This is a genomic window from Sulfitobacter sp. IGS-18 (assembly GCF_059628195.1).
Window position 1 is genome coordinate 119,227 of record NZ_JCAQIH010000002.1, and the last position, 24,108, is coordinate 143,334.

Genomic DNA, 24,108 nt, shown 5'->3' on the forward strand with positions numbered 1-24,108 from the left:
GACAGCTGCCGCCATGGCCGATGTGTGCTTACTTGAACATCGCGCGAAGCGTGTCCGGATCGACGAGGGTCGAAACCGAGACTTCGTCGGGCAGGCTGGGATCGCACTGGTCGACCGTTGCCTGTTTCATCGAGAAGGGCACATCCAGGTTGGCAGGAATCTCAGCACCACCGTGTGCCATCATGCCGGCCGTCAGCGCCAGACGCGCCTGATAGTTCTGGCCGGAGGAGTAGAAGACCTTGAAGTTGGGGTTGCCCGCCGCCTTCATGTCGCAGAACAGCCCCTGCTCATCGGTGCGCAGGGCAACGGTGAAGTCGAGCGGCTTGTTGGCGGATTCATAGGCGCGCACGCCGCCCCGGAACCCGTCTGCGTAGTCATAGATATACCCGTCGATCTTGTCGAAACGGGACAGGATCGCGGAGACCGCGGAAAAGGTGCCTTCCTGGGTCCAGTTGGTGTCTTCGGTGGCAATGATTTCGACACCGTCGAGGGTTGCGACCTCTTCCGCTGCGCAGCCCTGCCATGTGGCCGACAGCGGGTTGCCGGGTGTGCCACCCAATGCCGCGATGGCTTTTGCTTCGGGGTTGCCGGTGCGGACCGCGCGGATGAATTCCTTGCCCAGCTCGCAGATGTTTTCCGAAATGTTGGTGACATAATCTTCGCCCGGCGTGCCTGCGACGGTGCCGTTATGCAGAATGACCGTGATCCCGGATTCGGTCGCTTCGCGGATCGAGGGGGCCAGTGCCTCGCCGTGGTCGGCAAAGGTCACGATCACATCGACGCCCTGGGCGATATAGGCGCGGAAATCCGACAGCGCCTTGGCGGCGTCACCGCGCGCCGAAGTATAGACGATCTTGCCCACCTCCGGATAGGTCAGCGCCTGCATGATGAATTCCATTTTCGTCACCTGGCGCCAGACGTTCTCGCCAAAGCCGTCGGCATAGGCAACGGTCAGCTCTCCGCCGGTGCCGGTGTCGCATTGGTTGTCGTTCCAGCACTGGATCGCCTTGGCGCGGATTTCTTCGCTGACCGGCATTGCAGCGTGCTCAAAGGCTTCCTGGAAAACCGGGCCGACATCGGTGGTGCCAAGCCGCGAAGACATCATTTCTTCGGCGGATTGTGCTGCAGCAGCCATCGGCAAGCCGAGGGTCATCACGGTGAGCGCCGTCAGGCGGATGGGCCACGTCAGGCGGTTGTGTTGGGTCATTTTAGATTCCTCTCCCTGGTAAACGGGCCGGAGGTCTCCTCCCTGGCCCATGATCGCGTCCGGCCGACATTTGGTGATGCTCCGCCGGGTCGTATGTGTCGCCGGCTTGTACAGCAGGCGGGGTCTGTCTCTTTGACTTACTATAATACCATAATACGGTCATACGTCAACTTGTGAATTCTGGCAGCATTCCGTGATCGTCCGGATGCTTGCCGGATGCCTGAATGTGCCAACGTCGCCCCGATCGGGGGCGACGCAAGATTTCCATTTTGGGATTATTTGATTTCCCTGTGCCGTTACTGCGCGAGGTAACCGCCGTCGATGACAAGCTCGGCGCCGGTGACAAAGCTCGCCTCATCCGACGCCAAGTACAGGCAACCATTGGCAATTTCCCGTGGCGTCCCGGCCCGGCCCATTGGCGTCATGCCGATGACGAATTCGTTGATGGCGGGGTCCTGTGCCTGGGTCAGGGGTGTGTCAATAAACCCCGGATGAACCGAATTCACGCGAATCCCCTCTTTCACATAGGTGATTGCCGCGTTCTTGGTCATCATCACCAGCGCGCCCTTGGACGCATGATAGGCATGGGCGCCCGCGACGGCGGCCTTTCCCCAGATCGAGGAAATGTTGATGATGGAGCCGGACTTTTCCTTTTGCATATGCGGGATCACTTCACGCATTCCGAAGAACACGCCGTCCTGGTTCACCCCGATCACCTTGCGCCAGTTCTCTGTCGAACCGTCGGCCACACCGTCATAGACGGCAATCCCCGCGTTGTTCACGAGGCAGTCGATTCGACCCTGTGCGTCGACGATCTGCTTGATCGCGGTTTTCCACTGGGCCTCATCCGCCACGTCGAGCGTGATGCCGGTCACCCCGTCCGGGTAGACACCTGAGGGGTTGCTGGTGCTGCCAGCATATACGATTGCACCTTCCTCGTGAAAACGTTCGACGATGCCCAGCCCGATTCCGCGGGATGCCCCGGTCACCAGGACAACTTTTCCATCCAGTCTCATTTACTTCCTCCCTTGACGCGCATCTGCGCGGTTTTCGAATTTCTGCAATATAGTAATACCGTATTATCATAAGACGTCAAAAACTCTTGTCATGTTCGATTTCTGCAGAACGCAAGGGCCATGCCGCAGCGAATTTTTTCCATATTGGTCGAAACAGCCGGCTTCAGCTTTGCTGCGCGGTCGTAGTGTCGGGTCGAAAGACACAGGGAGGATCGGTATGTCCGCAACGAAAGCAGGGCCGGTAGGGTGGATTGGCACCGGAAAGATGGGCGCACCGATGGTTGCCCACCTGGCAGGGTCGGGCCAAGCCTTGCAGGTGTTCGACGCGCGGCCCGCTTCCTACGCTGCCCTGCTGACAGAGACCGTCACAGCAGCGCCAGGCATTGAGGCAATCGGGCAGAACTGCGGTGTCGTCTTTACGTCCATCCCCGATGATTCCGCCCTGATTGCCATTGTTGAAGGTCAGGGGGGCAGTGGCGGGCTGGCCCGGTCCATGGCCGCAGGTTCGATCCTTGTCGAAACCAGCACTGTCAGCCCGGAGGCTTCGCAGCAGGCCGCGCGGGCCTTGCAGGCGGCTGGCATCCGCTATGTCCGCGCGCCCGTTTCCGGCAGTACCAGCATCGCACAGGCCGGCGGTCTGACGGTGCTCGCATCGGGCGACAAATCCGCCTGGGACGAGGTCGAGACCCTTCTGGCGCAGTATTCCGCGCGGCGGTTCTGGCTGGGGGAAGGGGATGCGGCACGTTACATGAAGCTGGTCCTGAACACCCTGGTCGGGGCAACCGCCTCCGTGCTGGGTGAAGCGCTGCTGCTGGGCGAACGGGGCGGGCTGTCGCGGGCCGACATGATGGATGTGATCCTGGAAAGCGCCGTGACCTCGCCCCTGCTGAAATACAAGAAAGACACGGTTGTCGGTCTCGACACGGACCCGGCCTTTCAGCTTGATCAGATGGTAAAGGACTATTCGCTGATCATCGCTGCCGCCAGGAAAGAGAATATCGAAATGGAAGTCGCGGAGCTTGTTCTTGAGCAATACCAGACCGCCGCACAGGCCGGTCGCGCCGCGCAGGATTTCTTTGCGCTTGTCGATTGGATCGGGGATGCTGCCCACCCAAGGCAGGACAGCGCGGGCTAACTGGCCGCGTCCGCGCTTGAGGAGGAAGCTGCCGGATGACCGAATACGAAATGCTGCGCATCATCGACTTTCTGAACGACCTGAACGGGCCGTTCGGAACAGTTGTGCCGGACAGCCGGGGCGATCCGATATTCGCGCTCACCCTGTCGCTGATGCAAGCGCATCTGACCGGGCGTGACATAACCAAAAGCGCGCTGGCAGAATCAGGCGGCGTGCCCTTCGTCACGGCAATGCGCCACATCAGCCAGATGATCGACGACGGGCATATCATGCTGGACCCGCGCACCTCGACCGGGCGCAGTTTCTATGTGCGCCCCAGCGCGGAACTGATGGAACGGTTCACCACCTATTGCCGGGGCGTGAAAGCCACCATCGGCCGGACCTTCGGCACCATTGATTCAATCGACGATGTCGACGGGTTCTACTTTGGCGGCTCCAACTTCTCCCGGGTTGTCATTCCGCCGCCCCGGTTGCAAACCCATCGGGCGTCCGGCGGAAAGGAGCTGCGTTTCCTGTTTCGCAAGGACAATTACTTCGAGGCGTTGCGCAACACCTGGGCCGACCTGCGGTCGAATGTCGGGTCGATCCAGAATGTCGACCTTTTGCCGCTGCCCCATCTTTACGACCGGATCATCGAAAATGGCGGGCGGGCCACGTCGGAGTTTGACGTGATCTGTGTGAACAAGCCCTGGGTCGGTGACCTGGTGAACCGCGGGCTGGTCCGCCCGCTGGACGATCTGATCGGGCAAAGCCATGTTCAGCCGCTCGATTTCTCGCCGATGGTCTGGGAGTCCGCCTCCTGGCAAGGGGCGCAATATGGCGTGCCGATCTATACCACGGTTGAACTGTTCCTGGCGCGACAGGATGTGTTCGAGCGCAGCGGCATTGCCTATCCCCGCACCTTTGACCAGGTGATCGAGGCCGGGCGGGCGCTGCAACGGCCTGAAGAAGGGTTGTACGGCGTCGCATGGAACGGTGCCCGGGGGATGCCGGTGGCGAATACCTTTATGGTGTTGCTGGGGTCGTGCAACTCTGCCTGTCTGAACCTGCCGCGCCGCCGCATTCACACACCGATGCATGATCTCGTGTCCGACAAGCTGCGGGCGCAACTGCTGACCGATCAGGCGTTCGAGGTGCTCGATTACATGCATCGTCTGAAGGAGGTGTCACACCCCGATGTCCTGGCAATGGACTGGGATCGCAGGGTTGATGCGCTGCTGACCGGAAAGGCGGTCATGGGATATTGCTGGTCGATGCATGCTGCGCTGATGGAATACCACGTCAAATCGGTCGTTTCGCGGCGGATGCGCTATCTGGAGCAGCCCAAAGGCAAGGCCGGGATGCATGCCAATCCTGTCGGTGGTTTCCACCTGATGATCCCCAGCAACCTTGCCGAAGACCGGGTGCAGCTCGCCTTTGATGCGATCAGCTGGATGTGTTCGCCGGAAGTGATGAAGGAACATGTGTCGGAGGGTTTCCCGGTGGCCCCGCGTTTCTCTGTCGCGGCTGACCCGGAAGCGGCGGCAAGTTCTCCGGTCATGGGCGTGGTGGACCGCTTGCTGCGCTCCAACTCGGTCTGCACCTGGTCGCGACCCGCCGTGCCGGAGTTTCACGGGATCGAGACAATCCTGGGCGAGGAAATTCATGCCGCCCTGCGCGGTGATGCCACCGACCGTGAGGCGCTTGAGCGTGCGCAGCGGCGCATCGACGACCTGCTGCGCGTGCGCAACGTCGCGGCGGTGCAGGGCGTATCGGCTCAGTAAGATGGACAAGGAATGACGGACATGGACGATTTCGTATTCAAAGGCATCCCGACGCGGGTGATCTTTGGCTCCGGCACGCTGGCGGCGGTGGACGAAGAAGTGGCGCGGCTGGGCGGCAAGGCGGCGCTTGTCCTGTCCACGTCCCATCAGGCAGAAGACGCCGGGCGGCTGGCCTCCGATCTTGGCGGGCGTTGCGTCGGGGTCTTTTCCGAAGCGGCCATGCACACGCCTGTTGCCATCACCGAAAAGGCGCTGGAGGCGGCAAAATCCCTTGGCGCGGATTGTCTTGTCTCGCTTGGTGGCGGGTCCACCGTGGGGCTGGGCAAGGCGATTTCCATCCGCACCGGTCTGCCGCATCTGGCGGTGCCCACAACCTACGCAGGGTCCGAGATGACCGATATCCTGGGCGAGACAAAAGACGGCGAAAAGACCACCCGCCGCGATCCCGCCATCCGGCCCGCGACAGTGATCTATGATGTCGCCCTGACGCTTGGCCTGCCGACCGACATGACGGTCACCTCTGCGCTGAACGCCGCCGCCCACGCGGTCGAGGCGCTTTATGCCGCCGACGGCAACCCGGTGATCAGCCAGATGGCAGGCGCGGGCCTTGCCGCCCTTTTCAAAGGTGTGCCGCAGGTGGTGGCCGATCCGACAGATGCGGCGGGGCGCAGCGATGTGCTGTATGGTGCCTGGCTCTGCTCGACGGTTCTGGGTCAGGCCGAGATGGGCCTGCATCACAAGCTTTGCCATGTTCTGGGCGGTTCCTTTGACCTGCCCCATGCGCAGACCCATGCAATCCTGCTGCCCCACATGGCGGGGTTCAACGCAGCGGCGGCCCGTGCGCAGCTTGCCCCGGCGACAGCGCTTTTTGGCGAGGATCTGGGCGGCGGCCTTTGGGATTTTGCCAAGGCGGCAGGCGCGCCGCTGGCTCTGTCCGACCTGGGATTCACGGAAAAGGATCTGCCCCGCGCGGCGGATATCGCCACACGCAACACATATTCGAATCCACGCGCGTTTGACGCCGGGGATATTACCGCATTGCTGCGGGCGGCGGTGAACGGAACCCGCCCTCGGCCCATCTGAACGAAAGTGGAAACATGACAGAGACAGTGACAGAAAGCGGCTATTTTTCCGAAGACCAATCGGCAGAGGTCGTGATTGCCCGTAATGCCAAGGCCAAAGACGCCAGACTGGCCGAAGTGATGGCGGTACTGACCCGCCATCTGCACGCCGCCGTCAAGGAGATCGAGCCAAGCGAGGAGGAATGGTTTCAGGCCATCCAGTTCCTGACCAAAACGGGCCAGATGTGCAGCGATTGGCGGCAGGAATACATCCTGTTGTCCGACGTTCTCGGCGTGTCGATGCTGGTGGATGCCATCAACAACCGCAAGGCCAGCGGGGCCAGCGAATCCACCGTGTTAGGCCCGTTTCACGTCGATGATGCGCCGGTCATGGAAATGGGCGCGAACATCTGCCTGGATGGCAAGGGCGAGCCGATGGAGGTCAGGGGCACGGTGCGCGACCTGACAGGCGCGCCGATCGCCGGGGCCGAGCTGGATGTCTGGCAGGCCAATGACGAGGGGTTCTATGACGTTCAGCAAAAGGGCCTTCAGCCCGACTTCAACCTGCGGGGGCGGTTCCGGACGGGGGCCGACGGCAGCTACAGGTTCTGGGCTGTGCGCCCGAAATACTATGCCATTCCCGATGACGGTCCGGTGGGTCAACTGCTTGCCCAGCTGGGCCGCCACCCCTATCGCCCCGCGCATCTGCACTACATCCTGACCGCCCAGGGGTTCGAGACTCTGACGACACATATCTTTGACCCCGACGATCCCTATATCCGGTCGGATGCGGTTTTTGGCGTCAAGGAGAGCCTGATGGCCAGGTTCGAGAAAATCGACAGCCCATCGGAAATCGCAGCAGCGCAAGGCGATGGCTGGTTCTGGCGGGTGGAACATGATTTTGTGCTGGAGCAGCAACCGGCGGGCCACCCCTGAGCAGCTGCTGCGGGAGGTCGCCGACTATGACGCCTCTCAGCGAAGACTGTCTTTCAAACCGGCATCTCCAGCAGGACGGAGGCCAGGCATTTGCCATGGGCGTCAAGCGCGAGCGAGCGTGTGACACCGCCGGTCAGGGCGCCCCGGATCACGAAGTTGAGGGCCTGCAGCTGTGGCAGGTCGTAACGGGTGACATCCCCCGCATCGAACGTCCCGAAATGCGCCGCAACCCGTTCCGGCGTCACGGCATCCCGGATCAGGGGCCAATGCGCCGCGTCATAGGCAATGACCGATATGTTGGAGATGTCGCCCTTATCGCCGGTCCGGGCGTGGGCGATGTCATGCAGTCTCATGCTGTACCTCTTGCATTTCAAAGGTCACGGCAACACGGTCTGCAGGCATCAGGGTCGAGGCGATGGCAAGCACCTCGCGTATGCCCTTGGTGACACCACCTCCGCCCGCCGGACCGGCAAGGTAGAGCCCTTCCACTTCCTCCCCGACGGCGCGGGCGGTCTGTGCATCAGGGCAGCGTGCGGCATAGCGCATGCGTACTTCGGCGGGGCAGGCGCTGGCAGAAGTTGTTGGGAGGACTGAATTCACGCCGATCAGTTCGCCACGCTGTTCCAGCAGTGCGCCGGAGATTTGCGCCAACCGGTCCCGCACCAGGTCGATGGCAAGTTGTCCCCGTGCCAGGCAATTTGCCCCGGCATAGCTGATCTGGCCTTCGCCGAGCCAGCCATCGCGGTATCCGACGGAAACTTTCAGCAACCCGGTGGCGGGGGTGCCGGATGCGCCGGTCACGGCGACACGGTCCGCGCCGATCTCCCTGAACTGCACGCCTGAGAAATCCGCAACTACATCGGGTTGCAGATAGCGCGCGGGATCGTGGATTTCGTAAAGCATCTGTTCGATGCAGGTGGCCCGGCTGACGCAGCCTCCGCTGCCGTCCAGCTTGGTGATGATGGCATTGCCGTCACGGTCCACCTCGGCCAGCGGATGCCCGATATTTGCCAGATCAGGCACGTCTTTCACACCGGGGTCGGCAAAATAGCCGCCGGTGATCTGTGCCGCGCATTCCAGCAGATGCCCGACAAGGATGCCACGGCCCAGGCGGGTCCAGTCGTCGCGGGCCCAGCCGAATTCGTGGACCAGGGGGGCCAGAAACAGAGAAGGGTCCGAGGCACGCCCGCAAATGACCACATCGGCGCCCGCGTTCAACGCGGCGACAAGGCCGTCGATACCGATATAGGCATTGGCCGAGACCAGCCGGTCGCCAAGCGCTGACGCGGTTGTGCCGGTTTCATCCAGAATGAAATCCCCGATCCGGTCCACCACGTCGTCGCCTGTCACGGCTGCGACCTTGAGCCCGGTCAACCCAAGCTCCCGCGCGACGGCCCGGGTTTTTTCGGCGGCAGCGCGCGGGTTTGCAGCCCCCATGTTCGTGACAATCCGCGTGCCGCTCCGCACACAGGCGGGCAGCACCGCCCGCATCCGCCGCTCAAGCAAGGGATCGTAGCCCTGTGACGGATCGAGGCTGCGGGCCTGTTGGGCAAGGGCGATGGTACGTTCCCCCAGACATTCGAACACCAGGTAATCCAGCTGTCCCCGTTCGGCCAGCGCGATGGCAGGCGCGATGCGGTCACCCTGAAAACCGGCACCCGCCCCGATGCGCAAGACACTCATGCCAGCGCCCTCCGTTGAACGCGGCCCGTGAAATGTGCCGCGACAAGGATCGCAAGCGCCAGGAATGGAGTCACCGGCTGCGGATAGATCGCCAGTGCGATGACCACGGTGTAGATCGCGACATCGACCGGCTTGCGGCCGTACAGCCTGGCCCCTGACAGCAGGGCCGGGACCGCAAGCACCAATACCAGCCCGGCAGCCACGGCTTCGAGGATGTCCAGCGCGCTGCCACCCAGCAGCATCCCGGGATAAAGCAGCAGCAGGAAGGGCACGATATAGGTGACGGCACCCAGCCTGACAGCCTCTCCCGCTGCGGGCAGCCAGTTGGTCCCGGCGATCCCCGCGCCGACAAAGACCGCGACACAAACGGGCGGTGTAATGACGGATATGGTCGCGAAATAGAACACAAAGAGATGTGCCGCCAGCGGGTCCACCCCCACCGCCGTCATCGCCGGTGCCAGCACTGCGGCGACCAGGACGTAAGCGGCGGTCGTGGGCAGCCCCATACCCATGACCAGGCAGACCGCGCCCACGATCAGCGCGACCAGCACCATGGAATCTCCGGCCATGCTGACAATCAGTGACGACAGGGTGACCCCGATCCCGGTCAGGTTGATCATCGACACCAGTACCTGCGCACCGGCCAGCAAGACGCCGATGATGACAAGACCCTTGCCTGCGTCCTCCAGCCCGTTCAGCAGTTTGCCCGCCATCTCGCGCAGGCTGAGCCGCCCGGTTTCCGTCCCGAAAAAGGCGATCAGCAATCCGATGATGCCGTAAAAGGCTGAGGTCGAGATCGAACGCCCCATCCAGATGCCGATGCCAAGCCCGCCAAGCGCACAGAGGATCGGCAGCACGCGGCGCGGGGCAAGGATGCTCCCCCATGCGGGCATTTCATCCTCCGGCACGATGGCCAGCCCGCGCCGCAGCGCCACGAAATGCACGGTCATGAAGACCGACAGATAGAACAGCACTGCGGGCAGGATCGCGGCGACGATGATGGTCAAATAGGGCACGCCGAGGATTTCGGCCATGACAAAGGCCGCGGCGCCCATGATCGGCGGTGCGATCTGTCCGCCGGTGGAGGCAACAGCCTCGACCGCTGCCGCGAAGGGGCGTGGATAGCCGAGGCGGATCATCATCGGAATGGTGAAGTTGCCGGTGGTCGCCACATTGGCCACGGCAGAGCCGGAGATCATCCCGAACAAGCCGCTGGCGATGGTCGCAATCTTGGCGGCACCGCCGGGCTGGCGACCGCCCAACCGCATGGCCAGATCCATGAATGCCTGCCCGCCGCCCGTGTGCAGCAGCAGCGCGCCAAAAAGGACGAAGGCCGCGATCACCGTCGCGGCGACACCCGTCAGCATGCCCCAGATGCCCAGATCACCCAGGAATATCGTCTCTGTCACAAAGGCCGTATCGAAACCGCGATGGCGCAGCGGCCCCGGCAGGAGGTTCCCGAACAGGGCATAGCCCAGCCCTAGCAGCACCAGGATCGGAAAGATGATCCCGACGGTGCGTCGGCCCAGCTCCAGCACGGCCAGCACCAGACCGACGGTCAGCGCCTTGTCCAGGGCCGTGGCCCAGGGAAGGGTCGTCATGATCGTGTCGTAGTTCACCACGACATAGGCACAGGCCGCCACCGATACCGCACAAAGCGCGAGATCGACGGCAAGCCCCGCCGGACGCCAGGATTTCCCGGCACCCAGCGGAAACAGCGCAAAGCCCAGACAGGTCACCAGCGCGAGGAACATGGCCCTCTGGATCAGTCCCTCGAAAGGGCCGGTTGCCGCTGTGTAGAGGACGAAGAGACCGACAAAGATCGCCAGACCCCGCTGCACACGCTGGAGTGTCATGGATACGCCTTACTCTGCCGGTTTCAGCTTGGCGGGCAGGTCGATGCCCTGCTCTTTGAACCAGCGCGCGGCACCGGGATGCAGCGGGATCGTTCCGAACTGCAGCGTGATGTCGGCCAGGCTCTCGCCCTTCAGGCTGGCCATCGCATTGGCCTGCGCTTCGGTATCCTCCATCACGGATTTGACGATCTGATAGGCGGTTTCCTCGTCCATCGAGGAAGGCGCTGCAACGCCGACGCCAAAGCTCCAGGTCGTATAGGCGGGCACGCCATCTGCCGCACCCTCGGGGATATCGACGACGGAGATATCGGGCATCTCGGCCTTGAGCTTGTCCGACTGCTCCGGCGTCAGGCCCAGAATGGCAATCTCGGTCGATGTAGCGATGTCCATTGTCGATCCGTCCAGCTTGTTGCCCGACCCGGATTTCACATATCCCGCAACCCGGTTGTCCTTGATCATGTCGACCACATCCGTTGTCGAACCGCGCACGTAATCCGCCGTCAGCCCCAGGGTGTTGAAAACAGCTTCGGTGGTGGATTCAGTTGCCGACCCCTTGATGCCCGGATTGAAGCGGACACCGGCAAGGCCGGACAGATCCGCAACACCTGCATCCGCCCGCATGACCACGTTCTGCGGCGCGCCGGTATAGACCCAGAGCAGCATCAGGTCCTGCTGCTTGCCTTCGAATTCATTGCTGCCTGCAACTGCGTGCTGGGCGACGTTTGTGGTGACCAGCCCAAGATCGACCTGCCCCCGCTCCATCCGCCGGATGTTGTCCATCGTGGCACCCGTCTCGACCACCGATGCACGCAGGCCCTCGGCGTTTTCATTGATCAGCTGGCCCACGGCAACAAAATAGCCATAGTGGCTGGACGAGGCCGAGGTCGATCCGATCAGCAGGTCGGTGTTTTGTGCGGACAATGGTCCGGCAAGCATGGTTGCACCCAAAAGGGCGTGAACGAAATGTTTCATGGTTTCCTCCCATTTTGCACCGCATGGCGCGCTGCTGAAAGGTGCCTCAAGTCATCTATTGTGAAAAGTGAGATATTGTTGATAATTGATGCATGAAACGCAACACTCCCTCTCTCGCGGATTTCCAGGCCGCCCTTGTCGTCAGTGAAAGCGGGACGTTTCGCGCGGCCTCCGAAGTTCTGGGCATGTCGGCCTCGGCGCTGTCCCGGCAGATCGCCGCGCTGGAGGCCCGGCTGGGCGCGCGTCTGTTTGACCGCGACACACGCAATGTCACGCCCACCACCTCCGGGCTTGCCTTTGCCAAACTGGCAGAGCGGATGGTCAACACATCAACGGATGTGATGGCCGAATTCGATGCGCATCTGTCCGCCAGCAACGGGCGGCTGACCATCGCGGGGTTGCCATCGGTGACTGCGGGCCTCTTGCCGGATCTGCTTGCCAGTTTCTCCCGGGCGCATCCGGACATCGACCTGCGTATCATTGACGCGCTCTCCGGCAGCGTGGTTGAGGCGATAGAGACCGGGCGCGCGGACATCGGGTTCACGGCGGGCACCGTGTCGGCGCGGATGCGGCTGACGTTTCATCCCCTGATGGACGATACATTTGTGGCTGTCGGCGCACCGGGCGGGCCGCTGGAACAGGATCGCATATATGACATGGCGGAATTGGTTGAAATGCCGCTGATCGCCATGGAACGCGGCACCAGCGTGCGCGAATTGTTCGACGGTGCCTGCCAGCGCATCGACAAGGTGGTGTCGCCACGGTTCGAAGTGGCCCACCTTGCCACTGCGGGGGCGTTGGTGGCGGTGAACCTCGGTATCATATTGCTGCCCACCCTGACGCTGCCGGTCCTGCCGATGGAGCGGCTGGTGCGGCGAGGGATTTCCGATTTCGGGGCCAGACGGCGGATCGGACTTGTGCACCAGCCCGGAAGGTCGCTGTCACCCACAGCGTCAGCCTTCCTGGCCCATGTCCGGCGCAATATTCCGGCTGGCAAGTAATCGAACAAACGGATGCCGGGGCCCTGCCGAAAGACCAATCTCGGCGCCTGAATTCGTGTCTAAAGGGCCTTACAGAGCATCGAAGCGGGCGCGTTCCGTGTCCATCGCGGTTTTCCAGTCGCCGCGCAGATGGTCCATGCGGCGCGGAATCCTGTCCTCCAGCACCTCGGCGCTTTCGATCCGTTCGGTACGGAAGTAGCGAAAGGATTGCCGAAGCTCGCACCAGGCTGCGATGATCCGGCCTGCATCGCGGTAGCCCAGCAAAATCGGCCAGATGATGCGGTCGGTCCTGATGCCGCTTTCATCCACATAGGTCAGCCTGATCTTTGATCGCTCGCGGATGGCCCGACGGATTGCAGAGGCCTCCAACCTCTCTGACGGTGAGGTCACGGGTGCCACGCTGGTTGCTGGCTGATAGAACAGGGACTGCGTGGCAGGGGGCGCAACCGCTTCCAACCGGGCGAGCAGGGCCTCGGCGGCGCGGGCCAGTTCCGGCTCTCCGCGGGTTTTCACCCATTGTGCGCCCAGAACGGCGGCTTCGACCTCTTCCGCTTTCAGCATCAGTGGCGGCATGTGGAATCCGCTTTCAAGGATATAACCCACGCCTGCCTCACCCAGGATCGGAACGCGCTGCGCCATCAGGGCGGCAATGTCGCGGTAGACCGTGCGCTGTGAGACCTCCAGCTCGGCGGCGATGCGGCTTGCAGGGATCGGGCCACGGGCGCGGCGCAGGATTTCGATGATCTCGAACAATCGGTCGCCGCGTCGCATCTGGGTCTCCTTCGGACTGCCGGTATCATGGTGACATGATGCTGCCACCACGCTGTCAGCATGGTGCAGATATATCCGCCCCATACTCAACCAGGAAATGGAACGGATCATGGAAATCAAGGGAAGCTGCCTTTGTGGTGCAGTGGCATTTGTCATCGCGGGAACGCCAAAGAGCATGGGCAGCTGTCACTGCTCGCGCTGCCGCAAGCTGGGCACATCGACGGTGGTTTTTGTCGGGCGGGACCAGTTCAGGCTGACGCGGGGCCGGGAGATGATCGAGACCATCGCACCCCAACCGGGCAGCACCTATATGCGGTCCTTCTGCAAGGGTTGCGGCACGTCACTGGGCGAGCCCTTGTCACCGGACGAGGCTTTTCCGATCAACGCGCAATGTCTGGACGGTGATCCGGGTCTGCGGATCAGCTATCATGAATTCACCTCCGACGCGCCCGCCTGGGCACCGGCTGGGCAGATTGGCTCGGGATAGCCTCAGTCGAAGATCATGCTGCTGTGCTGTTCCAGGTAGATGCGCAGCCAGGGCGTGAAGAGGGCGGGCGTTGCCGCGATCTCTGCCGCCAGCGCGGCGGGGGTGATCCAGCGGGTCGCCATCACCTCGGCTGGGTTCGGGGCAAGGGGCAGATCGGCGGGGGCCTCGGCAAGGAAGACCTCGACCAGTTCATGTTCGATCAATCCGTTGCCCACCTCGGCGCGGTATTCGACCTGCCCGCGATGGTCCAGGTCGAGCCCCGTGATGCCCAGTTCCTCATCCAGGCGGCGGTTGGCGCAGGCCTGCGCCGCCTCGCCCCATTCGGGATGTGTGCAACAGGTGTTCGCCCAGAGCCCCGGCGTATGGTATTTGCCAAGCGCCCGCTGCTGGATCAGGATCTTTCCGGCCTGCATGACAAAGACCGAAACCGCCAGGTGGCGCAGCCCGCGCTGGTGCGCTGCCAGTTTTTCGACGGGCGTCAGCGTGCCGTCGATCCAGGCGGGGATCATGATATCGGTAGGCGTCATGCGGCCCTTCCTGCCACCAAACCTGTCGGCTGTGCAAGGTCTTCGATCTAGACCCCGAGGCACCCTTTTATCCTGTCGATTCCGGGCCCCTTGGAGGGCGACATATGAACGCAGTGGATCATCGTCAGCCTCATGAAATGTCATGTTATTCATATGGTTGAGGGTAAACTGCGTCTGCGTTCGGCCGATGCCCTGGCTTTGCAAGGTTGCATTCGCTGCCTTGGAAGATGCACTAGGGTAGCGGGTGAAGCATATGAACAGGAGTTCGTCATGAATATTGTAAAGACAGCCGTGCTTGGTGTTGCGCTGGCCGCTGGTCCTGCTTTTGCTGACAGTCACGCAACGGGTGATGCCGCGGCGGGCGAGAAAGTCTTTGCCAAGTGCAAGGCATGTCATTCGATTGTCGATGCCGGTGGCGACACGATTGTCAAAGGGGGCCGGACGGGACCGAACCTTTATGGGATCTACACCCGCGTTGCCGGGACAGATGAAGATTTTGCCAGCAAATACGGCAGTTCGATGATCGAAGCCGGTGAGGCCGGGCTGGCGTGGAACGAGCAGGATTTCATTGCCTATGTGCAGGACCCGCGCGCGTTCCTGCAAAACTATCTTGATGACCGCAAGGCGCGGACCAAGATGTCGTTCAAACTGCGCAAGGAAGATGACGCGCGCAATCTCTGGGCCTATCTGGTGTCTGTCGGACCCGAGGTTGAAGCGTCGAACTGATCTGCCGCAGGAGGCTGAAAATTGGCGGTGCTGCAAGGGCAGTGCCGCCAATTCACGTTTGACGGATGGCGATCCCGATTAGAGACGGTTTCAACGCATGACCCTGACCATGGGGTGGGGCGGCTGTTTTACGGTAATTAATTTCAAGCTCAAAATATTTCTGCTTGAAGTAAATTTGCCCGACCGCTAACTTGGAGTCTGAGCCAAAAGGGAGTCATGCGGTCGCTTGCGTGTGGCGCAGAACTTTTACAAGCTCAGTCGAGCGCAAAAATGCGCCGGTCCAATTGGGAGATTATGATGACAATGAAATTCACAGCCCTTGCCGCTGCTGCACTGGCGATGACCTTTGGCAACGCCGCGCTGGCAGATGCGCATTCAGGAAAAGTAAAGATCGGACTGATCACCACCCTGACCGGCGGCGGCGCCGCTTTGGGTGTCGATACCCGCGACGGGTTCATGCTGGCCCTCGACCAGGCAGCCAATGACGCCGTCGAAGTTGTGGTGGAAGACGACCAGCGCAAGCCGGATGTGGCCGTGCAGGTTGCCGACAAGATGATCCAGTCCGACAAGGTGGACATCCTGACCGGTATCGTATGGTCCAACCTGGCGCTGGCCGTGGCACCCGCCGCGAACGCGCAGGGCAAGTTCTATATCTCGACCAATGCCGCCCCGGCGCAGCTGGCGGGCAAGGGCTGCAACAAGGACTATTTTGCCGTGTCCTACCAGAACGACAACATGCACGAGGCGGCAGGCGCGCATGCCACTGCCTCCGGGTACACAAACGCCTTCATCCTTGCCCCGAACTATCCGGCCGGGCAGGATTCACTGACAGGCTTCAAGCGTCTCTATGAAGGCGAATTGGCAGGTGAGCTTTACACCAAGCTTGGCCAGACAGACTATGCCGCCGAGATTGCGCAGATCCGTGCCTCGGGTGCCGACAGCATCTTTTTCTTCCTGCCGGGCGGCATGGGGATTTCGTTCCTCAAGCAATATGCCGACAGCGGGATCGAACTGCCGGTGATCGGGCCATCCTTCAGCTTTGATCAGGGAATCCTGCAGGCGGTCGGCGATGCGGCCCTTGGCATCCACAACACCTCGCAGTGGAACAAGGACATCGACAATCCCACCAACAAGGCCTTTGTAGAGACGTTTCAGGAAACCTACGACCGTTTGCCGACGCTTTATGCGGCGCAGGCCTTTGACACCGCAAACCTGATCCTTGCGGCGGCGGGGCAGGCGGACATCGCGGACCGTGATGCGTTCCGGGCAGCGCTGAAGGCGGCTGATTTCAATTCGGTGCGTGGCAAGTTCAGGTTCGGCAACAACCAGCATCCGATCCAGGACATCTATGTGCGCGAAGTGATCAAGGAAGGTGACGTTTACACCAACAAGATCATCTCGACTATCCTGACCGATCACCAGGATGTTTATGCGGCCGATTGCGGCCTGAGCGACTAAGGCAATTACCGGCGGCCCGCATCGGGCCGCCACATTGGTTCCGGGGCAAGCATGTCGATAATTCTGCTGATAGAGCAAATCCTGAACGGCCTGCAGTTCGGTGTGATGCTGTTCCTGATGGCTGCCGGCCTGACGCTGATCTTTGGCGTCATGGGGCTGATCAACCTGGCGCATGGATCGCTTTACATGATCGGTGCCTTTGCCGCCGCGGCCGGGGCCGCCGCGACAGGATCCTTTGTGCTGGGTCTGATTGCCGCCCTGACCTCGGCGGCGCTGTTTGGCGCGTTGATCGAACTTACCGTGATCCGCAGGCTTTACGCCCGCGACCACCTGGATCAGGTGCTGGCAACCTTTGCCCTGATCCTGATCTTTTCAGAGGCGACGCGCTGGGTTTTCGGCTCTTTCCCGCTGTTTCTGGACACGCCTGCTTTCCTGTCCGGCACCGTGACCCTGCCGGGAGGCATCCTGTATTCCAAGTATCGCCTCGCGATCATCCTGATCGGGCTGGCGGTGGCTGTGGGCCTGTTCCTGCTGATCTCCAGGACCCGTGTCGGCATGCGCATCCGCGCCGGTGAAAACGACCGCGAGATGATCGGTGCGCTGGGAGTCGATATTTCGGTTCTCTATACAATGGTCTTTGCCCTGGGGGCGGCGCTGGCCGGTCTGTCCGGTGCGCTGGTCGGCGCGATCCAGTCGGTCGAGGTCGGCATGGGCGAGCCGGTGTTGATCCTGGCCTTCGTGGTCATCGTGATTGGCGGCATCGGGTCGATCAAGGGGGCGCTGGCCGGTGCAATTCTGGTCGGGCTGACCGATACGCTGGGGCGCACGCTGCTGCCCGTCCTTTTCGCCAGTTTCATGGATCCTTCTGCCGCGACCACGGTCGGCTCGGCGCTGGCGTCGATGCTGATTTACATTCTCATGGCGGGGGTCTTGCTGTTTAAACCCACCGGCCTATTCGGGAGCGCCTGACATGTTGCCGGAACGTATGATCAACCTGCTGATCCTTGGCCTGTTGCTGGCAGTGCCACTGGTGGCGCTGGCGATGGATGAGCCCTTTATCATCACATTGGCAACCAAGGCCGCCGTGCTTGCGGTGGCGGGCGTGGGGCTGAACCTTGCCCTGGGACAGGGCGGGCTGGTCAGCTTTGGCCATGCCGCCTATTTCGGGGTGGGCGGCTATGCCATGGGCATCCTCGCCAGCCACGCGCAAAGCTATACACCGCTGATGGAGGCACCGTTCCTGATCGAAGGAACCAAATCCATGCTGGTGATCTGGCTGGTGGCGATAGTCGCCAGCGCATTGGTGGCCCTGCTGGTCGGCGCATTGTCGCTGCGGACCTCGGGGGTCTATTTCATCATGGTCACGCTCGCCTTTGGCCAGATGCTCTATTACTTCGCAATCTCCTGGCCGGCCTACGGCGGTGAGGACGGGCTGTCGATCCATGTGCGCAACGGATTTCCCGGCTTGAACACGCTGGACCCGATCCAGTTCTTCGGCCTGTGTTTCGCCGTTCTGCTGATCGTGCTTTTTGCCGTCAACCTGCTGAACAAATCGCCCTTTGGTCTGGCCCTGAACGGTGCCCACCAGAATGAGGAACGCGCGCGCACCGTGGGCATCAATGTCTACCGGTTGCGGCTGACCGCCTTTGTCATCTCCGGTGCGATCACCGGGCTGGCCGGGGCGCTCTTTGCCGATCTGAACCGGTTCGTCAGCCCGACCATGTTCAGCTGGCAGACGTCAGGCGAAATCATGGTCTTCATCATCCTTGGCGGTGTTGCGCGGCTGTGCGGCCCGGTGGCGGGTGCGGCGGTCTATATCCTGCTGGAACATGTGTTGGGGGGGCTGTCGGAATACTGGCACATCTATCTGGGTGCGATCCTGCTGTTTGTGGTGCTCTTTGCCAAGGGCGGGCTGGTTGGCGGATTGTCCCGCCGGGAGGTGCGCCATGCCGGGTGAGGTGATCCTGGATGTGCGTGACCTGCACAAGAGCTTTGGCGCGCTCAAGGCCAGCGACGGCATTTCGCTGGACCTGCGGGCGGGCGAGATTCATGCGCTGATCGGGCCGAACGGGGCGGGAAAATCGACCCTGATCAAGCAGATTGCGGGCGGGCTGAAGCCCGACCGGGGGGCGGTGCATTTCATGGGCCGCGATGTAAGCGCGCTGTCGGTGGCGCAACGGGCCCATGCGGGTCTGGCGCGGACGTTCCAGATTTCGGCCCTGGCGATGGAATATACCGTCATGGAAAACGCTGTGCTGGGGGCGATCGGGCAAAGCGGGCGCACCTTTGGTTTCTTCCGCCCGGCGATGAAGGACCGCGCATTGCTGGACAGTGCCGCAGCGGCGCTGGAGCGGGTCGGACTGACCGAACATGCCAGCACGATCACGTCGGAATTGTCCCACGGCCAGCGACGGCAGCTTGAAGTCGCGGTTGCCCTGACACTGGTCCCAAAGGCCTTTTTGATGGATGAACCGATGGCCGGCATGGGGGCCGAAGGCTCGCGCGAGCTGACCGGGTTTCTGCAGGACCTGAAACATCAGGCCCCGATCCTGCTGGTAGAACATGACATGGACGCGGTCTTTGCCCTCGCCGACCGGATCAGCGTGCTGGTCTATGGCAAGATCATCGCGACCGGCAGCGTCGACGAAATCCGCAGCAACGCGGATGTCAAAACCGCCTATCTGGGCGAGGAGGACGCGGCATGAGCCTGCTTTCGCTCAACGGGATCACCGCCAGCTATGGTGCGTCGCAGGCCCTGTTCGGGGTGGACCTGAGTGTGGCCGAGGGCGAGGTCGTGGCGCTGATGGGCCGCAACGGCATGGGCAAGTCGACCACGATCAAGGTGATCTGCCGCCTGTTGCAAAACACCCATGGCGAGGTGCAGTTCGCAGGCCAGAACCTGGCCGGAATGCCCGCGCATCGTGCGGCCAAGCTGGGCCTGGGTCTGGTTCCCGAAGGGCGCCGGTGTTTCACCAATCTGACCGTGCGCGAGAACCTTCATGCCTCGGCCCGGCCCGGCGCCTGGGATTTTGCCCGTGTGCATGGGTTGTTTCCCCGGCTGGAAGAACGCGGCGACCAGTTGGCGGGATCGCTTTCGGGGGGCGAACAGCAGATGCTCGCGATTGGCCGCGCGTTGATGACCAACCCCCGGCTGCTGATCCTGGACGAGGCGACCGAGGGGCTGGCCCCCGTGGTGCGGCAGGAGATCTGGGCCGCCATCGCCACGCTCAAGGGCGACGCGGGCCTGTCGATCCTCGTGGTGGACAAGACAATCAGCGAATTGCGCCGGATCGCCGATCGGGTGGTGATCCTGGAACGCGGCAAATCTGTCTGGACCGGTGGCATGGACGATCTGTCCGGCCCCGTCAAAGATCAGTACCTGGGGGTCTGAGCCATGCCGTTTGTGTATCACCAGAAGGTCAAGTTCAGGCATTGCGATCCGGCGGGGATCGTCTTTTACCCCCGCTATTTCGAGATGATGAACGACACGGTCGAAGATTTCTTTGAAAAGGTCGCCTTGCTGCCCTTTTCCGGGATGCAGCAGAAATGCGGTATTCCCACGGCAGGGATAGAAGCACAGTTTCAGGCCCCCAGCCGATTGGGCGATCAGCTGGAGATCGCTTTGACCATCACGCGACTGGGGCGGAGCAGCCTCGGTTTGGCTTACGACGCGCGCTGCGAAGGCGCGCCACGTTTCACGGCGGGTTCGACAGTTGTCTTCATCGACGACAAAGGCCGGCCCGCCCCATGGACGGATGCAATCCGCACCCGGCTGGACAGATTTATCAAGAAGGAGACGCCAGATGGCAAATGAGGTTATTCAGCCGGAAGGATGGGCCCCCGCCAAAGGCTATGCCAATGGTGTGAAAGCGGCAGGACAGCAGATCTATATCGGTGGCCAGATCGGCTGGACCGCCGAGCAGAAGTTCGAAAGTCACGATTTCATCGGGCAGACCGAACAGGCCCTGCTTAACATCCGGGCGGTGCTTGAGGCCGCAGGCGGCAAGCCGGAGGATCTGGTGCGCCTGACCTGGTACATCACCGACAAGCGCGAATACCTGGCGAAGCAACGCGAGATGGGCGAAGCCTATCGCAGGGTCCTGGGCCGCAACTTTCCGGCCATGGCGATGGTCGTTGTCGCCGGATTGATCGAGGATGAGGCGCTGGTTGAGATCGAAGCAACGGCGGTGCTGCCGTAGTTTCGGTTGTCAGGCACGACCTCTTCCCTGTCACATCGCTGATCCCGACCGCGGGTCATCACGACGGCGGTCCGGTGAAGGTCAGGTGAGCAGGACAAGGCTGGCCTGCGCAAAGCCGCACATCGCCGCCATTTCCCGCACCGCAGCGGAACAAGCGACCTTGGCGCAGGATTTCGCCCCGATCCGCAACTGCCCCAAGGCACCGCGCCCTATTTCGGCGGGGTGCTGTTGATCACCGGATGGCGGATGGTGCCGATGCCCTGCACATGCGCCTCGATCACGTCACCGGGCCAGAGCCACTCCTGCGGATTGCGGCCCGCGCCGACGCCTTCGGGAGTGCCGGAGGCGATGATGTCGCCCGGCTCAAGCGTGATGCCGCGGCTCAGGTCGGCGATCAATTCGTCGACCTTGAACAACATCTTGGCGGTGTTCGAGTTCTGCTTTTCAACGCCATTCACGGTCAGCCAGAGGTCCAGGACCTGCGGATCGGGGATTTCATCTGCCGTCACGATACAGGGGCCGAAGGGGGCGTAACTGTCCATCCCCTTGGAGAATATCCACTGGCCCGCCCGGCGGTTGTCGCGGGCGGAAATGTCGATGATGACGGAATAGCCGAATACATGGGACAGCGCCTCGGCGCGCGGGGTGTGCTGGGCGCGGGTGCCGATGATGACAGCCAGTTCCACCTCCCAATCCAGTTGTTGGGTCATGTCCGCATTGTGCCGGACCGGATCGTCCGGACCGATCACAGTGGTCGGGGGCTTGGAAAAGACAACAGGCTCCCGGGGCAGGTCGGGCTTGGTGTCCAGCGCCCTGGCGCTTTCGGTGACGTGGTCAAGATAGTTCAGCCCGATCCCGAAGATGTTCTTGCGGGGGCGTGGGATCGGGGCCAGCAGCTTGACGTTCTGCACCGGCAAAGCGGTTGCATTGCCCCAATCGCCGCGCGCGGCCTGCAGCGCAGATTGCAGACGGGTCACGGCACCGGGCCCGAGGTCGATGAAATCAAGCATCCGATGCGGCAGCGCCAGCCCGACGCCAGCGCCGAATTCGGCCACATCGACAACGGTATTGTCCTGCAGAACGCCCAGGCGCGGGGCGGATTCAACGTGGGCGCGGTAGGTTACAAGTTTCATGTCAGTCCTTTCGGCCAGGGGCCGTTGTTCATGTCTGGGGTAAATCAGCTTTTCGGTGCGGCAGCGGCATCGGCATCGGCGCGGTGCAAAAGGTCGCGGATCAGGTCCAGGTCGTCATGCCCCAGTCTGGCAAAGATCCGGTCGACAAGCGCCTCATGTCCTGCGGCCAGAACCTCGAACTGCTTGCGGCCCTTGTCGGACAGGCTGACATTGACCACACGCCTGTCGCTTGCAGCGGCGATGCGGACTACCAGACCGTCCTTTTCCAGCCGGTCCACCACGGTAGAGGCATTGCCGTTGGAGACCAGCAACATCTGGCTGAGCGCGCTCATCTTGATGGGTGCATCGGCGCGGTAGAGTGCGGCCATCACGTCAAACCGGGGCAGGGTGGTGCCATGGCTGACCCGCATATATTCGCGCAGGCTGTTTTCGGTCTGCCGGGTCAGACGCAGCAACCTGATCCAGGTGCGCAGACGTCTGCGGGACAAAGTGGTGTCGCGCATTGCGAATTCCTTTGGTTGCCGAACAAGGGGTGCCTTGCAAGGCTACCTTTCGGCGCTGCGGCTTTCAATCTTGCGCACCGCGCCACAACAGCGCGGCGGCATCCAGAATACCATAGACCGGCCGCCCCGTGGCCCGCCGGATCGCGGCAGCATAGGGCGGCAGGTTTCCGCATTCCAGCAGAAAGCAGCCCAGCCCGGGGTGCTGCGCCACCATGCCCCGGGCCAGATCGGTGCAATGGCGCGCGATTGCACGGCTGTCCAGCACATCCGGCTGATCGGATTTGTGGCTCAGGATGGCACCGGCAAAGGCAGCGCAGTCCTGCATGCCCGCAACATGTACCGCGCCGGGATCAATCCCCGCCGATTGCAGCGCGCCGCCCAGCAAACTGTCCCGCGAGGCGGTCAGGATGCCGATGGGCTTCGTGCCAAAGGACAGCCGCAGGGCAGGATAAAGTGACAGCGCCGAGACCATCACCGGAATCTCCACCGCCGCTGCCAGTGCGTCCTGGATATGCACCAGGAATCCGCAGGTCGAAATGATGCCAAGGGCGCCTTCGGCTTCCAGCGCGCGGGCGGCGGCAACAAAGGCAGCGATCAGCGCCGGGTCTGGTGCGCGGCCCCGCACGATGTCGGGTGATCCGGCGCCGGGAACCACATGCAGCCGCACCGGGAAAGGATAACTGTCAGCATTGCCTGCGTCCCCGACAACGCGGGGAAAGGCCGTGTCCAGCATCAGGATTCCGATAAAGCCGCTCATGAGGTGCCACGGTGGCGGTCAGGCATAATGAACCTTGGTGCCTGCTTTTTCGCAGAACAACCGGCATTGTTCAGAGAGGGGCCGGTCGGTGATAAACCGGTCCACATCGGCCATGGAGGCAATACGCGCCGGTGCCTTGCGCCCGAACTTTGAACTGTCGGCGGCCAGGAAGACCTCTTGCGACTGTTGGATGATGGTTTTGCTGACGCCGACCTCCTGCACGTCGAAGTCCAGGATTTCGCCGTCGTGGCGCAGCGCGGAACAGCCGATCACCGCGTAATCGAACCGGAATTGCCGGATCGTCTGGGTGGCAAGGTCACCGACCAGCCCGCCGTCCGACCGGCGCAGGTGGCCGCCGGTGACGATCACTTCGACGTTGTGGTTCTGCGACAGGATCATCGCGATGTTGATGTTGTTGGTCACGACCAGCAGCCCCTCATGGTGCAGCAGTTCTGCCGCAACAGCCTCTGTGGTTGTGCCGATGTTCAGGAAGACGGAGCAATCATTGGGAATGAACTTTGCGCAGGCACTGCCGATGTCGACCTTGGCGGCCTGATTCAGCTCGCGCCGCTCGCTGTAGCCGATGTTGGTGGTGGTCGAGGGAAGGACCGCGCCGCCATGGACACGCTCAAGCCTGCCATCGTCGGCAAGTTCGGTCAGATCGCGGCGTATGGTCTGCGGCGTTACACTGAAATGTTCCGCCAGCCCGTCGACCGTGACCTTCCCCTCACGGCGGGCGATCTGGATGATCTCCGGTTTGCGCAAGGTTTGACTCATTCTACCCCTCGAATCGAAAGAATACGACCTTGCTACACCGTTTGATCCGGCTCAGTCACGCTTTTCACGGGGATATTCGCGCCTGTCCGCCTTCGGTCAAAGGGGTCTCATCCGTCATGTCAGCGAAAATAGTTGATATT

Annotated in this window: 26 protein-coding genes; 14 read left to right on the forward strand and 12 right to left on the reverse strand. The window is 62.1% G+C overall.

Annotated elements, in window-relative coordinates:
* Positions 1–28 precede the first annotated feature (28 nt).
* Positions 29–1,207: a substrate-binding domain-containing protein gene (locus ACWNZ3_RS18725; RefSeq protein WP_496902209.1), complete on the reverse strand. Its 1,179-nt coding sequence runs from the start codon at positions 1,205–1,207 to the stop codon at positions 29–31.
* A gap of 296 nt (positions 1,208–1,503) precedes the next feature.
* A complete protein-coding gene (locus ACWNZ3_RS18730; RefSeq protein ID WP_496902210.1) occupies positions 1,504–2,223 on the reverse strand; it encodes an SDR family NAD(P)-dependent oxidoreductase in 720 nt (239 codons plus the stop codon).
* 217 nt (positions 2,224–2,440) lie between these two features.
* On the opposite strand from ACWNZ3_RS18730, the gene ACWNZ3_RS18735 reads away from it, so the two are divergent.
* The 4 genes from ACWNZ3_RS18735 to ACWNZ3_RS18750 are packed head-to-tail and all read left to right on the forward strand — an operon-like array spanning position 2,441 to position 7,118.
* Entirely contained in the window at positions 2,441–3,358 is a 918-nt protein-coding gene (locus ACWNZ3_RS18735) for an NAD(P)-dependent oxidoreductase (RefSeq protein WP_496902211.1), read from the forward strand.
* A 35-nt stretch (positions 3,359–3,393) separates the two neighbouring features.
* Positions 3,394–5,121, forward strand: a complete 1,728-nt coding sequence (locus ACWNZ3_RS18740) for an extracellular solute-binding protein (RefSeq protein WP_269360814.1) — start codon at positions 3,394–3,396, stop codon at positions 5,119–5,121.
* 12 nt (positions 5,122–5,133) lie between these two features.
* Positions 5,134–6,204, forward strand: coding sequence for a maleylacetate reductase (locus ACWNZ3_RS18745; RefSeq protein WP_496902212.1), 1,071 nt, complete (start codon positions 5,134–5,136; stop codon positions 6,202–6,204).
* A gap of 14 nt (positions 6,205–6,218) precedes the next feature.
* Positions 6,219–7,118, forward strand: a complete 900-nt coding sequence (locus ACWNZ3_RS18750) for an intradiol ring-cleavage dioxygenase (RefSeq protein WP_496902213.1) — start codon at positions 6,219–6,221, stop codon at positions 7,116–7,118.
* A 53-nt stretch (positions 7,119–7,171) separates the two neighbouring features.
* On the opposite strand, the gene ACWNZ3_RS18755 is transcribed toward ACWNZ3_RS18750, so the two are convergent.
* The 4 genes from ACWNZ3_RS18755 to ACWNZ3_RS18770 are packed head-to-tail and all read right to left on the reverse strand — an operon-like array spanning position 7,172 to position 11,629.
* Complete coding sequence (locus ACWNZ3_RS18755) at positions 7,172–7,471, reverse strand: AtuA-related protein (RefSeq protein ID WP_274575849.1); 300 nt, start codon at positions 7,469–7,471, stop codon at positions 7,172–7,174.
* Complete coding sequence (locus ACWNZ3_RS18760) at positions 7,458–8,801, reverse strand: acyclic terpene utilization AtuA family protein (protein ID WP_496902214.1); 1,344 nt, start codon at positions 8,799–8,801, stop codon at positions 7,458–7,460. Before ACWNZ3_RS18760 ends, ACWNZ3_RS18755 begins: the two co-directional genes overlap by 14 nt.
* On the reverse strand, positions 8,798–10,657 hold the full coding sequence (locus ACWNZ3_RS18765; protein ID WP_496902215.1) for a TRAP transporter permease: 1,860 nt from the start codon (positions 10,655–10,657) through the stop codon (positions 8,798–8,800). The genes ACWNZ3_RS18760 and ACWNZ3_RS18765 overlap by 4 nt, the downstream gene beginning before the upstream one ends.
* A 9-nt stretch (positions 10,658–10,666) precedes the next feature.
* Positions 10,667–11,629, reverse strand: coding sequence for a TAXI family TRAP transporter solute-binding subunit (locus ACWNZ3_RS18770; protein ID WP_496902216.1), 963 nt, complete (start codon positions 11,627–11,629; stop codon positions 10,667–10,669).
* Between the two features lie 92 nt (positions 11,630–11,721).
* On the opposite strand from ACWNZ3_RS18770, the gene ACWNZ3_RS18775 reads away from it, so the two are divergent.
* Positions 11,722–12,630, forward strand: coding sequence for a LysR family transcriptional regulator (locus tag ACWNZ3_RS18775; protein ID WP_269360802.1), 909 nt, complete (start codon positions 11,722–11,724; stop codon positions 12,628–12,630).
* A gap of 69 nt (positions 12,631–12,699) precedes the next feature.
* On the opposite strand, the gene ACWNZ3_RS18780 is transcribed toward ACWNZ3_RS18775, so the two are convergent.
* Positions 12,700–13,401, reverse strand: a complete 702-nt coding sequence (locus ACWNZ3_RS18780) for a helix-turn-helix transcriptional regulator (RefSeq protein WP_496902217.1) — start codon at positions 13,399–13,401, stop codon at positions 12,700–12,702.
* Between the two features lie 109 nt (positions 13,402–13,510).
* Here ACWNZ3_RS18780 and ACWNZ3_RS18785 point away from each other — a divergent pair, with 109 nt between their 5' ends.
* Positions 13,511–13,888 (forward strand): GFA family protein, encoded by a 378-nt coding sequence (locus ACWNZ3_RS18785; RefSeq protein ID WP_496902218.1) that lies wholly within the window; start codon positions 13,511–13,513, stop codon positions 13,886–13,888.
* A gap of 2 nt (positions 13,889–13,890) precedes the next feature.
* Here the strand turns inward: ACWNZ3_RS18785 and idi are convergent, their stop codons facing one another.
* Complete coding sequence (gene idi / locus ACWNZ3_RS18790) at positions 13,891–14,415, reverse strand: isopentenyl-diphosphate Delta-isomerase (protein ID WP_496902219.1); 525 nt, start codon at positions 14,413–14,415, stop codon at positions 13,891–13,893.
* A 270-nt stretch (positions 14,416–14,685) separates the two neighbouring features.
* Here idi and ACWNZ3_RS18795 point away from each other — a divergent pair, with 270 nt between their 5' ends.
* The 8 genes from ACWNZ3_RS18795 (at position 14,686) to ACWNZ3_RS18830 (ending at position 20,798) form a co-directional block, all read left to right on the forward strand.
* Positions 14,686–15,141: a c-type cytochrome gene (locus ACWNZ3_RS18795; RefSeq protein ID WP_496902220.1), complete on the forward strand. Its 456-nt coding sequence runs from the start codon at positions 14,686–14,688 to the stop codon at positions 15,139–15,141.
* A gap of 303 nt (positions 15,142–15,444) precedes the next feature.
* Entirely contained in the window at positions 15,445–16,599 is a 1,155-nt protein-coding gene (locus ACWNZ3_RS18800; RefSeq protein ID WP_496902311.1) for an ABC transporter substrate-binding protein, read from the forward strand.
* 51 nt (positions 16,600–16,650) lie between these two features.
* A complete protein-coding gene (locus ACWNZ3_RS18805; protein ID WP_274574422.1) occupies positions 16,651–17,568 on the forward strand; it encodes a branched-chain amino acid ABC transporter permease in 918 nt (305 codons plus the stop codon).
* Position 17,569: 1 nt separating this feature from the next.
* Positions 17,570–18,556 carry a branched-chain amino acid ABC transporter permease gene (locus ACWNZ3_RS18810; RefSeq protein ID WP_496902221.1) on the forward strand — a complete coding sequence of 329 codons (987 nt, stop codon included), beginning with the start codon at positions 17,570–17,572 and terminating at the stop codon, positions 18,554–18,556.
* Positions 18,546–19,304 carry an ABC transporter ATP-binding protein gene (locus ACWNZ3_RS18815; RefSeq protein WP_496902222.1) on the forward strand — a complete coding sequence of 253 codons (759 nt, stop codon included), beginning with the start codon at positions 18,546–18,548 and terminating at the stop codon, positions 19,302–19,304. The genes ACWNZ3_RS18810 and ACWNZ3_RS18815 overlap by 11 nt, the downstream gene beginning before the upstream one ends.
* On the forward strand, positions 19,301–19,990 hold the full coding sequence (locus ACWNZ3_RS18820) for an ABC transporter ATP-binding protein (protein WP_274574425.1): 690 nt from the start codon (positions 19,301–19,303) through the stop codon (positions 19,988–19,990). The genes ACWNZ3_RS18815 and ACWNZ3_RS18820 overlap by 4 nt, the downstream gene beginning before the upstream one ends.
* A 3-nt stretch (positions 19,991–19,993) precedes the next feature.
* On the forward strand, positions 19,994–20,413 hold the full coding sequence (locus ACWNZ3_RS18825) for an acyl-CoA thioesterase (RefSeq protein ID WP_496902223.1): 420 nt from the start codon (positions 19,994–19,996) through the stop codon (positions 20,411–20,413).
* Positions 20,403–20,798, forward strand: coding sequence for a RidA family protein (locus ACWNZ3_RS18830; protein WP_114276740.1), 396 nt, complete (start codon positions 20,403–20,405; stop codon positions 20,796–20,798). Before ACWNZ3_RS18825 ends, ACWNZ3_RS18830 begins: the two co-directional genes overlap by 11 nt.
* 209 nt (positions 20,799–21,007) lie before the next feature.
* On the opposite strand, the gene ACWNZ3_RS18835 is transcribed toward ACWNZ3_RS18830, so the two are convergent.
* The 4 genes from ACWNZ3_RS18835 to ACWNZ3_RS18850 form a co-directional block, all read right to left on the reverse strand.
* Positions 21,008–21,931: a fumarylacetoacetate hydrolase family protein gene (locus tag ACWNZ3_RS18835; RefSeq protein ID WP_496902224.1), complete on the reverse strand. Its 924-nt coding sequence runs from the start codon at positions 21,929–21,931 to the stop codon at positions 21,008–21,010.
* 44 nt (positions 21,932–21,975) lie between these two features.
* Entirely contained in the window at positions 21,976–22,434 is a 459-nt protein-coding gene (locus ACWNZ3_RS18840; RefSeq protein ID WP_496902225.1) for a MarR family winged helix-turn-helix transcriptional regulator, read from the reverse strand.
* Positions 22,435–22,498: 64 nt separating this feature from the next.
* Complete coding sequence (locus ACWNZ3_RS18845; protein ID WP_496902226.1) at positions 22,499–23,191, reverse strand: aspartate/glutamate racemase family protein; 693 nt, start codon at positions 23,189–23,191, stop codon at positions 22,499–22,501.
* A gap of 18 nt (positions 23,192–23,209) precedes the next feature.
* Positions 23,210–23,968, reverse strand: coding sequence for a DeoR/GlpR family DNA-binding transcription regulator (locus ACWNZ3_RS18850; protein WP_114276744.1), 759 nt, complete (start codon positions 23,966–23,968; stop codon positions 23,210–23,212).
* Positions 23,969–24,108 lie beyond the last annotated feature (140 nt).